Genomic DNA, 14,178 nt, shown 5'->3' on the forward strand with positions numbered 1-14,178 from the left:
GACCGCATTCCCCTGTAGGAGTGAGCCTGCTCGCGATGAAGCCAGAACAGGCAACACAAATATCTCAGACAAACACCACTCCAACCAACACCGCCATTTCCAGCAATTCCAGCAACGCCCCCGCTGTATCGCCCGTAGTCCCGCCCAACCGCCGCATCATCACCTGCCGCAGCCAGACAAACCCAACGAACGCGACAACCAGCGCAACAATCGCTGTCACCCCGGCAATCAGCAAGCAGGCCAGCGCACTCGCCCCTAGCACCCACCAACCGGCCCGGCGCGGCAAATGATCAGCCAACGCCTGCCCCAACCCACCCGCTCGCACATACGGCGTGGTCAGAAACAGCCCCAGCAACGCCGCACGTCCGAGCGGCGGTACGATGAGCAACATCAGCGCATGCCCTTGCTCGATCAGCGCCAGCAACGCGCAGAACTTCAGCAGCAACACCAACACCAGCGTCACCACGGCAATCGGCCCGCTGCGCGGATCTTTCATGATCGTCAGCGTGCGCTCGCGATCACCGAAGCCACCGAGCCAGGCATCGGCGCTGTCAGCCAGACCATCGAGGTGCAGCGCCCCGCTGAGCAGCACCCACACCGTCAGCAACAGCGCCGCATGCAGCAGCAACGGCGCGCCGCTCAATGCCAGGTTCAACACCCAGAGGATCAGCCCGAACAGCAACCCCACCAGCGGATAAAACAGCAGCGAACGCCCGAGCTGTTCCGGCTCCGGCATCCCCGGCAGACGAATCGGCAAGCTGCTGAGAAATTGCAGGGCGATCCACAGTGGCAGCATCTCAGTGACCTTCCTTCAGCACGCCATCGGCTTCGACGCTCAGCGCGAACAGCGCAGCATGCGCGACTTCGACATTGAGCAACTGCTCTCGCGGCAAACCACGCGCCTGCGCCAGCAGCAGGCGCATCACGCCACCATGACTGATCAGCAACACGCGCTCGCCGGCATAGGCCTGATGCAAACGCGCCACCGCGCCGAGCACACGTTCAGCAAAATCCCTGACCGGTTCGCCCTGCGGCGGCGTGAAGGCATATGGATCGGCCCAGAACAGCCCCAGCGCCTCGGCATCAGTCTCCATCAACGCCGCTGCGCTCTGCCCTTCCCAGGCACCGAAATGCAATTCCTGCAGATCCTTGTCCAAATGAACCGGCAGATTCAATTGCTCGCCCAGCTCGGCAGCAAACCGCGCACACCGCTGCAGCGGCGAACTGACCAACCGGTCCCACGGCCCACCCGCCACCACGGCGGCACGCATCTGCGCCCAGCCTTTTTCAGTCAGCGCATCATCGAGGCTGCCGCGCAAACCGCCGCCCAGTTCAGTCTCACCGTGGCGCAGCAGGTCCAGACGCAACGTCATGCCGGACGATCCGCCACCGCGGCTTCGGCGAACGTCGCCATTTGCCCGTGCAGGTCGCAGGCCAGACGCAACAGCGGCACAGCCAACGCCGCCCCACTGCCCTCGCCCAGACGCAAGCCAAGCTCCAGCAGCGGTTCAGCGTTGAGGGTTTCCAGCACGTGGCGATGGCCCGGCTCGGCGCCACGGTGGCCGAACAGCAGCCACTCGCGGCAGGCCGGATTCAGCCGCACCGCCACCAGCGCAGCGACCGTGCAGATAAAGCCGTCGACCAGCACCGCGACGCCTTCCTGCGCACAGGCCAGATACGCGCCGACCAGTGCGGCGATTTCAAAACCGCCGAGGTTGAACAGGGTTTGCAGCGCATCGCCACGTTGCGCCGCGTGCAACGCCAGTGCGCGCTCGATCACTTGCGCTTTATGGCTGACGCCCTCGGCACTCAACCCGGTACCGGGACCGGTCAGGTGCACCACCGGACAGTCGAGCAAGGCACAGGCCAGCGCACTGGCGGCGGTGGTGTTGCCGATGCCCATTTCGCCGCCGATGAACAACTGTGCGCCAGCGGCTTTGGCCCGCAGCACGCTGTCACGACCGGCCTGCAAGGCGAGTTCGCCCTGCGCTCGGGTCATCGCCGCGCCTTTGGCGAAATTCGCTGTGCCCGGGCCGATGTTCAGATGACGCACGCCCGGCAGATTCAACGTCGGCGTCACGGTACCCAGATCGACCACTTCCAGACGCGCATCGAGCTGCCGCGCCAGCACGCTGATTGCCGCACCGCCGCTGACGAAGTTGAGCAACATCTGCCCGGTGACTTCCTGCGGGAACGCGGAAACGCCTTCCGCGACCACCCCGTGATCGCCGGCAAAAATCGCGATCCACACCTGTTCAATCGTCGGCTTGATCTGCCCCTGCAATCCGGCCAGTTGCACCGCCACGGTTTCGAGGCGACCGAGGGAGCCGGCCGGTTTGGTCAGTTGCTGTTGGCGCGCCGCCGCCTGTTCAACGATCTCGGCATTCACGGATTGGCACGGGTTCAACCACCACGCTTGGGTCATAACGCAGGTCCTTTCAGGGTCAGGGGCAGGCCGGCGACGGTCAGGACGACTCGCTGACAACGCTCGGCCAGAGCTTGATGCAGCCAACCGGCTTCATCGACGTAGCGGCGAGTCAATTCGCCCAGCGGCACGACACCCATTCCGGTCTCGTTGCTGACAAAAATGATTTCTCCCGGCAATGACGCCAGGCAGTCCAGCAGGGCTTCACGCTCAGCGGCGAGACGCGCGGCGTCATCGAGCATCAGCATATTGGTCAGCCAAAGGGTCAGGCAATCCACCAGCAGGCAACGCTCGGCGCTGGCGCTTTCACGCAGGACACGGGCCAGTTGCAGCGGCTCTTCGATCAGCGCCCATTCGGCCGGACGCCGCGCGCGGTGATGGGCGACGCGTTCATTCATCTCGCCGTCCAGCGGCTGGCTGGTGGCGATGTAAGTGACCGCCAGATGGCTGGCGCTGGCGAGTTTTTCCGCCAGGCGACTTTTGCCGGAGCGGGCGCCGCCGAGGATCAGTTGGAGCATGGGGACATCCTGAAAATTATGTGTTGAGGCAATCGCCCTCTTCGCGGGCAAGCCCGCTCCCACAGTGACCGCAGTGGCTGAAACACCTCACTCCCCTGTGGAGGATGGAGATGTCCTGTCATTTATGTATTGAGGCAACCGGCCCCTTCGCGAGCAGGCTCGCTCCCACATGGGAATGCGTTCCAAAGTGGGAGCGAGCCTGCTCGCGAAGAGGCCGTAACAGCCAGCCTAAATCCCACAGAGCTGACGCAGTAGCCCGGTATCCAGATGCTGCTCCACCAGATCCGCCAGCCGCTCGATATCGCGCTCGCGCAAGCCGTGGTAATCCACCTCCTGCACATCGCTCAACCCGGCCCAGCGCAGCAACGCGGCACTGGCTTGCGGTGATTCGAACAAGCCGTGCAGATAAGTACCGAACACCTGCCCGTCCAGACTCTGCGCACCGTCACAACGGCCGTCATCCAGATGCACCGCCGCGTTCTCCAGCGCCGGCCCCACCGTCACGCCCGCATGAATTTCATAGCCACTGACCTCGGCGTTTTCCAGCGCCAGACGTCCGCGTACATTGCGCAATTGCTTCTCGGCTTCCAGCGTGGTTTCGAACGCCAGCAAACCCAGTCCGACACTGGATCCCGGCGCGCCTTCCAGGCCCAGCGGATCGTGTACTTGCTCGCCAAGCATTTGCAGACCACCACAAATCCCCAGCAACTTGCCGCCATAACGCAGGTGCCGATTGATTGCCTCATCCCAGCCATTGGCGCGCAGATACGCGAGGTCGCTGCGCACGCTTTTCGAGCCGGGCAGGATGATCAAGTCGGCAGCCGGAATCGCCTGCCCCGGGCCGACGAATTGCAGATCGACCTGCGGATGCAAACGCAGCGGATCAAAGTCAGTGTGATTGCTGATGCGCGGCAGCACCGGCACCACCACTTTCAGCACTTGCTCGGCCTTGTCGGTCTGGCGCTGGTCGATGCCGTCCTCGGCTTCCAGGTGCAGATCCATCACGTACGGCAGCACGCCGACCACCGGTTTGCCGGTGCGCTGTTCCAGCCAGTCGAGGCCTGGTTGCAGCAAGGCGATGTCACCGCGAAAACGGTTGATGATGAAGCCCTTGACCCGCGCCTGCTCGCTCGGCGACAGCAGTTCAAGCGTGCCGACCAGATGAGCGAAAACCCCACCGCGATTGATGTCGGCGATCAGCAGCACCGGGCAATCCACCGCTTCGGCAAAGCCCATGTTGGCGATGTCACCGGCACGCAGGTTGATCTCGGCCGGCGAGCCAGCGCCTTCGACCATCACCAGCGGATATGCCGCGCTGAGTCGCTGGTGCGACGCGAGCACCGCTTGCATGGCGATGGCTTTGTAGTCGTGATACGCCACCGCGTTCATGCTGGTGACCGCGCGGCCATGGATGATCACCTGCGCGCCGGTGTCGCTGTTGGGCTTGAGCAGCACCGGATTCATGTCGGTGTGCGGTTCGAGGTGCGCCGCTTGCGCCTGCACCGCCTGCGCCCGGCCGATCTCGCCGCCGTCGGCGGTCACCGCGCTGTTGAGTGCCATGTTCTGCGGTTTGAACGGCACCACTGCCACGCCCTGACGGGTGGCCCAGCGGCACAGCGCCGTCACCAGCGTGCTTTTACCGGCGTCGGAAGTGGTGCCTTGCACCATCAGGGTGGTCATTTCGATTCCTTGGCAAAGGCTTGCAGCGCGTGTTCGAGACGCGCTTCTTCAGCGGCGTTGGCGGGCAGACCGAAACGCAAACTGCTGTTGTGAACGAAGATGCGCAGGAGGATGCCGCGCCGGGCCATGAATTCGTGCAGCGCCGCCGCGTGCTCGGTGATCAGCCACTGAAATAACGCGCAACCGCCGTGGGGTTTGAAGCCGTAGCGCTCCAGCAGCAGCGCCAGACGTTCACTGGCCTCATCGCTGCGAATGCGTTGCCGGGTCTGCGCTTCGGTGTCTTGCAGACAGGCCTGACCGAGCACCCGTGTCGGCCCGCTGACCGCCCAGGGTCCGACCTGTTCGGCGAGCAATCTGAGCAATTTGCGCTCGGCCAGCACAAAGCCCAGACGCACTCCGGCCAGACCGAAAAACTTGCCGAACGAGCGCAGCACAATCAAACCGATCTGGTGGGTATGCGGCCCCAGACTCAGCTGCGGCGTGTTGTCCATGAACGCTTCATCGACCACCAGCCAGCCACCCCGCTGAGCCAGCCGCGCGTGCCAATCGAGCAGCCGCGCCGGGGTCAGGCTCAGGCCTGTCGGGTTATTCGGATTGACCACCACCAGCACGTCGAGGCTGTCGAGAAAGAATTCGACTTCCTGCTCCAGCACTTCGCGCACGATGTAACCGCTGCGGCGCCAGGCTTCAGCGTGCTCGGCATAACACGGCGACAACACGCCGACCTTGCCGGCGCGGCGCAAACGCGGCAGCAACTGGATCGCCATTTGCGAACCGGCCACCGGCAGCACCTGCGAGGCGCCGTAGTAATCGCACGCGGCCTGCTCCAGTCCGTCATCGGTTTCCGGCAAGCGTGCCCAGGCGCGCAACGGAATCTCCGGCACCGCAAACGGCCACGGCGCGAGGCCGCTGGACAGGTCGAGCCAGTCAGCCTCGGCAATCCCGTAATCGAGTGCAGCCTTGCGCAGCCGGCCACCGTGCTCAAGCATAGAATTCAGCCCCCACGCAGAGAATCAGCAGCCATAACCATACCCCGCGCTGGACCAATTGCCAGCCGCGATCAATCGAATCGGCATCGGCTGGCGGCCCCTCACCCAGTTGTGGACGCTGATGCAGTTCGCCGTGATAGATCGCCGGCCCGCCCAGTTCGACACCCAGCGCACCGGCACCGGCCGCCATCACCGGACCGGCGTTAGGGCTGTCCCATTGCGGCCCCTGAGTGCGCCAGCATTTCCAGGCAAGCCGGGTGTTGCCCAGCAGCGCGTAGGTCAGCGCCACCAGCCGTGCCGGAATGTAGTTGAGCACGTCGTCGATTTTTGCCGCGCACCAGCCGAAGCGCTCGAAGCGTTCGTTGCGATAGCCCCACATCGCGTCGAGGGTATTGCTCAGGCGATAGAGCACCACGCCCGGCGCGCCGGCCACGACAAACCAGAACAGCGCGGCGAACACCGCGTCACTGCCGTTTTCCAGCACCGATTCAGTCGCGGCGCGAGCGACGGCGGTGCTGTCCAGTTCGCTGGTCTGGCGACTGACCAGATAGCCGACGCGTTTGCGCGCCTCTTGCAGATCATCAGCGCGCAAGGCGGCGGCTACCGGCGCGACATGCTCACCGAGGCTGCGCATGCCGAGGGCGCAATACAGCGCCAGAATCTCGACGATCCAGCCCACGTACGGTGCCCAGGAAAACGCGGTGGCGAGCAAGGTCAGCGGCAACACGGCGATCACCCACGCGGTGACCCCGTGACTGCGCCAGCCACGCCCGCCCGCATTGAAACGGCGCTCGATGCGCCCGGCAAAATTGCCGAACGCCACCAGCGGATGCCAGCGTTTCGGTTCACCCAGCAGCGCATCCAGCGCGACCGCGGCGACACTCAACAACGCCACACTCATTGACTCACTCCCCAATAATTTTCGTACAGCAACTCATTGAGCGGGCGCGCCTGCGCCCACCCTTCGAGTACCAGCATCGGCGCCGGATAGAATTCTTTGACCGGGCCCAGGCACAACACTGCCAGCGGCTTGGCCCCGGCCGGCAACTGCAGCAGATCGGCCAGTGCCTGCGGTTCGAACAGTGAAACCCAGCCCATGCCCAGTCCTTCGGCACGGGACGCCAGCCACAAGTTCTGGATCGCGCAGGACAGCGAAGCCATGTCCATTTCCGGCAGCGTACGACGGCCGAAAATGTGTTTTTCGCGATCGTCCATCAATGCCGCGACCAGGACTTCGGCGCAGTCGTTGATGCCCTCGACCTTGAGCTTCATGAACTCGTCGCTGCGCTCGCCGAGGGCTTCGGCGGTGCGGATGCGCTCTTCTTCGACGAGGTGCTGAATCTGCCCGCGCAAGGCGCGATCGCTGATGCGGATGAAACGCCATGGCTGCATCAGGCCGACGCTGGGTGCCTGATGCGCGGCTTCGAGCAGACGGCGCAGCAGCTCCGGCTCGACCGTGCCGCCGGTGAAGTGGCGCATGTCGCGGCGTTCGGCGATGGCCTTATAGATCGCTGTGCGCTCGGCCTCGGAATATGCGTTGTCGGTCATGGCCCCATCGCTGGCAAGCCAGCTCCCACAGGGGATCGCGTTTCTTCAGGCATGACACCGGCCACTGTGGGAGCTGGCTTGCCAGCGATGGCGGTATTGAGATCTGGCGCAAACAACGCGGCAATCGCCGTCGGATTCGACGGAAAGTAGAAATGCACGTACGACGCCGTCATCCGCCCCTCCCGATAAACCGCCTCGGCCCCACGCCCGCCATTCGGGCTCAGGCCTCGGGCAATCGGCGTCAGCTCGGTGCTGGTCAGGGAATGGTGATAGGTGTGACCGCGCAACGAACCTTCCGGCAAATCCACCGCTTGCAGTGCCAGTGCCGCCAGACGTTTTTGCATCACCGCCTCACCGCGCAGCAGCCCCACCAGTTCGGCGCGGGTGCCGTCAACGTCGGTCAACGCGTCGAGCAGATAGAGCATGCCGCCACATTCGGCGAGCAGCGGTTTGCCAGCGGCGTGGTGCGCACGGATCGCGTCGAGCATCGAGGTGTTTTGCGCCAGCGCGACATGGTGCAACTCCGGGTAACCACCGGGCAGATACAGACTGTCGGCCGCAGGCAATTGGGTATCGCGGATCGGCGAGAAGAAGCTCAACTCAGCGCCCATCGCCCGTAGCAGATCGAGACTGGCGCCATAGGTGAAGGCAAAAGCCTCATCGCGAGCGACAGCAATGCGCACGCCGTCGAGCAGCGGTTCAGCAGGGATCACTTCGGGCGCGGCGAATGCCACGGCCGGTGGCAGCGCTACCTCGCAACTGCTGGCCAGGGCTTCGGCGGCGGCGTCGAGGCGCAGGTCGAGGTCATTCAGTTCACTGGCCTGCACCAGACCGAGATGGCGGCTCGGCAACTCGATCCCGGTTTCCCGGGACAATGCGCCGTACCAGCGCAAACCTTCGGTGAGGCTGCCTTCGAGCAATTGCGCATGACGCAAAGTGCCGACACGGTTGGCCAGCACGCCAGCGAACGGCAGATCCGGCTGATAACGCGCCAGCCCCAGCGCCAACGCGCCAAAGGTCTGGGCCATGGCGGTGCCGTCGATCACGCCGAGTACCGGCACGCCGAAATGCCGCGCCAGATCAGCGCTGGACGGCGTGCCGTCGAACAGGCCCATCACGCCTTCGATCAGGATCAGATCGGCTTCGGCGGCGGCTTCCCACAACAGGCGGCGGCTTTCCTGCTCGCCGACCATCCACATGTCCAGTTGATACACCGGCGCACCACTGGCGCGCTCGAGAATCATCGGGTCGAGAAAGTCCGGGCCGCACTTGAACACGCGCACCTTGCGCCCTTGGTTACGATGCAAGCGAGCGAGCGCGGCGGTGACGGTGGTCTTGCCCTGACCGGAGGCCGGCGCGGCAATCAGTACCGCCGGGCAGTGACGTGGTTGATTCAAAGTTCGACGCCTTTCTGCGCTTTGATGCCGGCCTGGAAGGCGTGTTTGAGCATGCCCATTTCGGTGACGGTATCGCCCATCTCGATCATTTCCGGCTTGGCCGCGCGACCGGTGACGATCACGTGCTGCATCGGCGGACGCGCCTGCAAGTCACTGAGCACCTGATCCAGATCGAGGTAGCCGTGCTTGAGCGCGATGTTCAGTTCGTCCAGCACCACCAGGCCAATCGACGGATCGCGCAGCAGCTCGCGGGAAACGGCCCACGCGGCTTCGGCGGCAGCGATGTCGCGCTGGCGGTCCTGAGTTTCCCAGGTGAAGCCCTCGCCCATCACGTGAAAGCGCACTTGCTCGGGGAAACGGCGGAAGAACAGTTCTTCGCCCGTACTATTGCGGCCTTTGATGAACTGCACCACGCCGCACTGCATGCCGTGGCCCATGGCGCGGGCGAGCATGCCGAACGCCGAGCTGCTTTTGCCTTTGCCATTGCCGGTCAACACCAGCACCAGGCCGCATTCGTCAGGCGAATTGGCGATGCGTTCGTCGATCACGGCTTTTTTGCGCTGCATACGCGCCAGATGGCGTTCGTCGCGCTCGGGGGAATCGGTCATGGGGGAGCTCTCCGTTGAGGCTGGATAACGGCGGGCAGGCACAAGAATAGACGGCAAAAAGCCTGGCATCGCCCACCGTGATGCCGCTGGATGGATCAGGCCGGTCTCCGGGCTCATGAGCGGCGAATCGCCTGACTGCGCGCCTTCCCGCGTCTTCGACACAGTGGCTCAATGCACAGTTTTCACTCATTTACCGTTGCGGGGGCAGCGCCGGGATCGTGATCGTTCTTCGCCTGAAGACAACCCTCACCGGCTTCCCTGTTTCACTCTGTCGACACAGGTCACAGAGCACCTGAAACAAGCCGCGAAGGTTAGAGGGTTGGGGGTGGAGCGTCAATTAAAGAGGGGGCCGTCGGGCGAATAACTGCCGCCGATCAATTATCTGACGCCAATCTTGTGCCACACTGAGACAAGTGATATCAAAGAGCCATGCTTTTGGTTGAAAAAGCACATCACAACAATAAGGATGATGACGATGCAAGGCATGATCATCAGCAACCCGCGCCTGGAATTCCTGCGCCCGATGCTTGAACGCTGGTTTGACTGTATCGACCGCTACAACGCTGTACGCGGCGACAACGACACCCCCTACTGGCATGACGAGAAAGCCAATCTCGGACTGCTCTCCGCGGCGGCATGGATGGCCGAGCTGGTGACTCTTTGCGATACCGCCACGCGCAAACAGAACGAGGACGGCGAACGCAACGCCCGCGCCGACCTGTTCATCGCCGGGGCCGAAGACCGCGCCTACCTTCAGGCGACCCAGCGCTGGCCGCGAGTCAACAACCTCAACCTGACCCAGGCCCTGCTGGACATCACCAGCGACGCCAAACGCATCAGTTTTGCCAGCGACCTCAAGCTCGGTTGCCTGTTCGTCGCCCCGCAAAAAGCCCAACACAGCGCCAGCCCCGAAGAGTTGCAGGACATGGTCGACGACCTGCAAAAGGAACATTGCTGCGCAGTGGCCTGGTATTTCCCCTACGCCTACCGCAAGTTGCGCAGCGAAGCGGGTAACTATCACCCAGGCATCGCCGTGCTGTTCAAAGAGGCCCGTGGTTGAGCGGTTGAACCATCGGGTGCGCAAGCTCCTCTATGATTAAGCATGCATTCATAGGGAAGATCAGTAATGCGCAAAACCCAACTCGCTCTCGTCATCGCCCTCGCCGGAGGGCTCGCCGCCTGCGGTGAATCCTCCAGCCTGCAAGTTTCCGACGGCACCGGCCCGTCGCCGAAACTGCCCGAACCGAACAAAACCCTGATTCCGACAGTGAACATCGCCCCGGCGATCGGCTGGCCCGCCGGCGGCAAACCGACCGCTGCAGCCGGCACGCAAGTGGCAGCGTTTGCCGAAGGCCTCGACCATCCGCGCTGGCTCTATGTCCTGCCCAACGGCGACGTGCTGGTGGCGGAAACCAACGCCCCACCGAAACCCGATGACAGCGCCGGCATTCGTGGCTGGGTGATGAAGAAAGTCATGGGCAAGGCCGGTGCTGGCGTGCCGAGCCCGAACCGCATCACCCTGCTGCGCGACGCCGACCACGATGGCGTGGCCGAAACGCGCACGGTGTTTCTGCAAAACCTCAATTCGCCGTTTGGCATGACCCTGGTCGGCAATGACCTGTACGTCGCTGACACCGATCGCCTGCTGCGCTTCCACTACGAACCCGGCGCGACCGAGATCAAGACGCAGCCGATCAAAGTCACCGACCTGCCGGGCGGCACGCTGAACCACCACTGGACCAAGAACGTCATCGCCAGCAAGGACGGCAGCAAGCTGTACGTCACCGTCGGCTCGAACAGCAACGTTGGCGAGAATGGTCTGGATAAAGAAGAAGGTCGCGCAGCGATTTGGGAAGTCGATCGCGCCACCGGCAACCACCGGATTTTCGCCTCGGGCATCCGCAACCCCAACGGTCTTGCCTGGGAACCCACCACGGGTGCGCTGTGGACAGCGGTGAACGAGCGTGACGAAATCGGCAGCGACCTGGTGCCGGACTACATCACCTCGGTCAAGGACGGCGGTTTTTACGGCTGGCCATTCAGCTATTACGGTCAACACGTGGATGTGCGAGTAAAACCGCAGAATCCGGATCTGGTAGCCAAAGCCATCGCCCCGGACTACGCCGTTGGCCCGCACACCGCCTCGCTGGGCCTGACGTTCGCCGATGGCAACAGCCTGCCGGCGCAATTCAAGGACGGCGCCTTCATCGGCCAGCACGGCTCGTGGAACCGCAAACCGCACAGTGGCTACAAAGTGATTTTCGTCCCGTTCGCCGCCGGCAAGCCGAACGGACAACCGATCGATGTGCTGACCGGGTTCCTCGACAAGGATGAGAACGCCTTGGGCCGCCCGGTGGGTGTGGTGATCGAACAGCAAGGTGGTTTGCTGGTGGCGGATGATGTGGGGAACAAGGTGTGGCGGGTGTCGTCCGCTAAATAAATCAGGGCCCGACACATAACAAATGTGGGAGCGGGCTTGCTCGCGAATGCGGAGTTTCAGCCTCCATTGAGTTGACTGATACACCGCTTTCGCGAGCAAGCCCGCTCCCACATTAGGATTGCTGCGATTTTTACTACGGGTTATGCGCCAGATGCTCCGGCTGCAACACCCGCTTGGCACTCAGATACGCCTTCTGCCAATACGCCTTCGACAGGCTGTCCAGCTTCACCGTGCCGCCCGTCGCCGGCGCATGCACAAAACGCCCTTCCCCGACGTAGATCCCCGCATGGCTGACCTGCGAGCCGCCATTGGTGGCAAAGAAGATCAGGTCGCCGGTCTGCAACCCCTCTTTGCCGACATTCGGCGCCTGCATCACGATCATCTCGCGAGTGGAACGCGGCAATGAAATGCCAGCAGCATCGCGGTAGACGAAACCGATCAGGCCGCTGCAATCAAACCCGGAGTCTGGTGTGTTGCCGCCCCAGCGATAAGGCGTGCCGACCAGGCCCAGGGCGCGAAACAGCACGTCTTCAGCAGCAGGCGAAAAAGCTTGGGAAGGCCCGAACACCACCGGGGCGCGTACGACGGGCGCAGGCGGCGGAGTGCGGCTGGCACAGGCGCTGAGCAGCGCTGCGAAGAAGATCACTGTGAGGCGGGCCGACATCGTCATAAGCAGAACATCCTGATCTGGCTGCGGCTTTCTCTGCCGAATGGACAGAAACAAAACCGCCTGCGGAGCACGCAGGCGGTTTGCCATCAATATAGATACAGGATTCTAGCGGCTACGCGGCAAACTTCAAGTAAGACTTTAACTTCACCTTGTAAAGTCTAGGTCTACTCCCTGGCCGGGCACCCTTTTTGTCGCCACGGACGTGGCGACAACGGGGGAATTACTTGCGAGCGGTGACCACGGTCGGTGCCATCGCGAGGGCGCGCTTGGCTTCGATGAAGGTCTTGCTCCAGTAGCTGTCACCCAGGCTGTCGATGCGAACACCGCCGCTGCGACGACTGCTGGAGTGGATGAACTGGTTGTCACCCAGGTAGATCCCGGCGTGACTCACACGACCGCGACGACCATTGGTGGCAAAGAACAGCAGATCGCCCGGCTCAAGATTGCTGCGCGAGACCAGAGGGGCATCCACGTTGATCATTTCGCGAGTGGAGCGCGGCAGATTCATGCCAGCTTCTTCGCGGAACAGGTAACCGATGAAACCGCTGCAATCGAAACCGGCTTCAGAGGTGCCGCCGAAACGGTAACGGGTACCGATCAGGGACATGCCGCGTTCGAGGATGCTGTCGGCCAGAACCGGAAGCTCGTATGGCTTCTTGCCGTTGAAATCGGCGAGTTCTTTTTCGGTGGCCAGCTCTTCCTGGTAAATAACGGAAGACTGAGCCGTGGCAGAATTTTTAACCTGTTGAGGCTGCTCTTGAACTGGAGAATGAGCAGCGCAACCGAACAACAGGGTGACGAGTGCGAGAGGCACGAGGGGTGCGAAGCGATTTAGCATGGGCACGACCGTGGCTGAAGTTGTAAAGAAGCCGAGACTATGCCCGCTATCGGCCTCATTTGCAAATTCAATCGATCTTTTTGTGACTTCCCGGTTTCTCGTTTACATCTAAGCGCTTAAGCCCATTTGAATCGATACGCGGTCTGCACACGGTGCGGAAAAGCGGATTTTCTGGCGCCTGAAATATGCCGAAACGTGCTCCAGCCCCCGTATTTCAAGGGCTGGCTACCAGCCGAGGGTTTCTTTCAGAAACGGAATAGTCAGCTTGCGTTGCGCCTGCAACGAGGCCTGATCCAGCTGTTCGAGCAGGTCGAACAATGCACTCATGCTGCGGGTGCCGCGGGTCAGAATAAAGTGTCCGACTTCATCGGTCAGGTGCAGACCGCGACGCGATGCGCGCAATTGCAGGGCACGCAATTTGTCTTCATCGGAAAGCGGGCGCATCTGGAAGATCAGCGCCAGGGTCAGGCGCGATTTGAGGTCGGCCAGTTTCACCGGCAACTCGCGTGGCGAGGTTGAAGCAGCAATCAGCAAGCGCCGACCGCTGTCACGCAGACGGTTGAACAGATGAAACATCGCCTCTTCCCAGTCTGCCTTGCCGGCAATCACCTGCAAGTCATCCAGGCAGACCAGTTCGTACTGCTCAAGGTTGTCGAGGATTTCGATACCACGATCCATCAGCTCGGCCAGTGGCAGATACACCGCTGGCTCACCCATCTGCTCGAAACGCAGGCAAGCCGCCTGCAACAGATGCGTACGCCCTACCCCATGCTTGCCCCACAGGTAGATCAGGCTTTCGGTCCAGCCGGCGTCGGCTTCGCATAGGCGCTCGACATAGCCGAGTGCAGCGGCATTGGCGCCTGGGTAGTAGTTGATGAAGGTGGCGTCGTCACGCAGACGCACACCTAGGGGCAGCTGAATCGGTTTCATGCTGACTGAACAGTTCTCAAGGAACCGTTAGTGGCCTCTGTGTAAAGTTTGCGAAGTTTATACCCGTGAAGCGGAGCGCACAATGCGACAGACCCCAAGCAAAATCAAAGGTTTGCGTTAATGCGCTGGTTTTAT

The 14,178-nt window shown here is 62.5% G+C and carries 15 protein-coding genes and 1 riboswitch; of the genes, 2 read left to right on the plus strand and 13 right to left on the minus strand.

Annotation, left to right across the window (positions count from 1 at the left end; genetic code table 11):
- Positions 1 to 64: 64 nt before the first annotated feature.
- The 10 genes from JFU48_RS28345 to cobO all read right to left on the minus strand — a co-directional run bounded on the left by JFU48_RS28345 (position 65) and on the right by cobO (position 9,165).
- Positions 65 to 796: an adenosylcobinamide-GDP ribazoletransferase gene (locus JFU48_RS28345; protein WP_201138351.1), complete on the minus strand. Its 732-nt coding sequence runs from the start codon at positions 794 to 796 to the stop codon at positions 65 to 67.
- Position 797: 1 nt separating this feature from the next.
- Positions 798 to 1,373: an alpha-ribazole phosphatase family protein gene (cobC, locus tag JFU48_RS28350; RefSeq protein ID WP_201138352.1), complete on the minus strand. Its 576-nt coding sequence runs from the start codon at positions 1,371 to 1,373 to the stop codon at positions 798 to 800.
- Positions 1,370 to 2,425: a nicotinate-nucleotide--dimethylbenzimidazole phosphoribosyltransferase gene (cobT, locus tag JFU48_RS28355; protein ID WP_201138353.1), complete on the minus strand. Its 1,056-nt coding sequence runs from the start codon at positions 2,423 to 2,425 to the stop codon at positions 1,370 to 1,372. The genes cobC and cobT overlap by 4 nt, the downstream gene beginning before the upstream one ends.
- Complete coding sequence (cobU, locus tag JFU48_RS28360; protein ID WP_201138354.1) at positions 2,422 to 2,943, minus strand: bifunctional adenosylcobinamide kinase/adenosylcobinamide-phosphate guanylyltransferase; 522 nt, start codon at positions 2,941 to 2,943, stop codon at positions 2,422 to 2,424. The genes cobT and cobU overlap by 4 nt, the downstream gene beginning before the upstream one ends.
- Before the next feature lie 228 nt (positions 2,944 to 3,171).
- On the minus strand, positions 3,172 to 4,623 hold the full coding sequence (locus JFU48_RS28365; protein ID WP_201138355.1) for a cobyric acid synthase: 1,452 nt from the start codon (positions 4,621 to 4,623) through the stop codon (positions 3,172 to 3,174).
- Positions 4,620 to 5,612, minus strand: a complete 993-nt coding sequence (cobD, locus tag JFU48_RS28370; RefSeq protein WP_201138356.1) for a threonine-phosphate decarboxylase CobD — start codon at positions 5,610 to 5,612, stop codon at positions 4,620 to 4,622. Before cobD ends, JFU48_RS28365 begins: the two co-directional genes overlap by 4 nt.
- Positions 5,605 to 6,513 (minus strand): adenosylcobinamide-phosphate synthase CbiB, encoded by a 909-nt coding sequence (gene cbiB / locus JFU48_RS28375; RefSeq protein ID WP_003223058.1) that lies wholly within the window; start codon positions 6,511 to 6,513, stop codon positions 5,605 to 5,607. The genes cobD and cbiB overlap by 8 nt, the downstream gene beginning before the upstream one ends.
- Positions 6,510 to 7,160, minus strand: a complete 651-nt coding sequence (gene bluB, locus JFU48_RS28380) for a 5,6-dimethylbenzimidazole synthase (protein WP_103521553.1) — start codon at positions 7,158 to 7,160, stop codon at positions 6,510 to 6,512. Before bluB ends, cbiB begins: the two co-directional genes overlap by 4 nt.
- Positions 7,157 to 8,557, minus strand: a complete 1,401-nt coding sequence (locus JFU48_RS28385; RefSeq protein WP_201138357.1) for a cobyrinate a,c-diamide synthase — start codon at positions 8,555 to 8,557, stop codon at positions 7,157 to 7,159. The genes bluB and JFU48_RS28385 overlap by 4 nt, the downstream gene beginning before the upstream one ends.
- Positions 8,554 to 9,165 carry a cob(I)yrinic acid a,c-diamide adenosyltransferase gene (gene cobO, locus JFU48_RS28390; protein WP_003223053.1) on the minus strand — a complete coding sequence of 204 codons (612 nt, stop codon included), beginning with the start codon at positions 9,163 to 9,165 and terminating at the stop codon, positions 8,554 to 8,556. Before cobO ends, JFU48_RS28385 begins: the two co-directional genes overlap by 4 nt.
- Positions 9,166 to 9,246: 81 nt before the next feature.
- Positions 9,247 to 9,476: riboswitch (cobalamin riboswitch) on the minus strand.
- A gap of 164 nt (positions 9,477 to 9,640) precedes the next feature.
- Here cobO and JFU48_RS28395 point away from each other — a divergent pair.
- Positions 9,641 to 10,225, plus strand: a complete 585-nt coding sequence (locus JFU48_RS28395; protein WP_201138358.1) for a hypothetical protein — start codon at positions 9,641 to 9,643, stop codon at positions 10,223 to 10,225.
- A gap of 66 nt (positions 10,226 to 10,291) precedes the next feature.
- Positions 10,292 to 11,605, plus strand: a complete 1,314-nt coding sequence (locus JFU48_RS28400; protein ID WP_201138359.1) for a PQQ-dependent sugar dehydrogenase — start codon at positions 10,292 to 10,294, stop codon at positions 11,603 to 11,605.
- 133 nt (positions 11,606 to 11,738) lie between these two features.
- Here JFU48_RS28400 and JFU48_RS28405 read toward each other — a convergent pair whose 3' ends face one another.
- From JFU48_RS28405 to hda, 3 genes are all read right to left on the minus strand, one after another.
- The gene (locus JFU48_RS28405; RefSeq protein ID WP_027614054.1) at positions 11,739 to 12,275 is read right to left on the minus strand and encodes a C40 family peptidase; all 537 of its coding nucleotides are present in this window, start codon (positions 12,273 to 12,275) and stop codon (positions 11,739 to 11,741) included.
- A 220-nt stretch (positions 12,276 to 12,495) separates the two neighbouring features.
- Complete coding sequence (locus tag JFU48_RS28410) at positions 12,496 to 13,113, minus strand: C40 family peptidase (protein WP_003223044.1); 618 nt, start codon at positions 13,111 to 13,113, stop codon at positions 12,496 to 12,498.
- Between the two features lie 225 nt (positions 13,114 to 13,338).
- Positions 13,339 to 14,043 (minus strand): DnaA regulatory inactivator Hda, encoded by a 705-nt coding sequence (gene hda / locus JFU48_RS28415; RefSeq protein WP_003223042.1) that lies wholly within the window; start codon positions 14,041 to 14,043, stop codon positions 13,339 to 13,341.
- Positions 14,044 to 14,178 lie beyond the last annotated feature (135 nt).

Source organism: Pseudomonas sp. TH49 (assembly GCF_016650625.1).
Taxonomy (GTDB): domain Bacteria; phylum Pseudomonadota; class Gammaproteobacteria; order Pseudomonadales; family Pseudomonadaceae; genus Aquipseudomonas; species Aquipseudomonas fluorescens_H.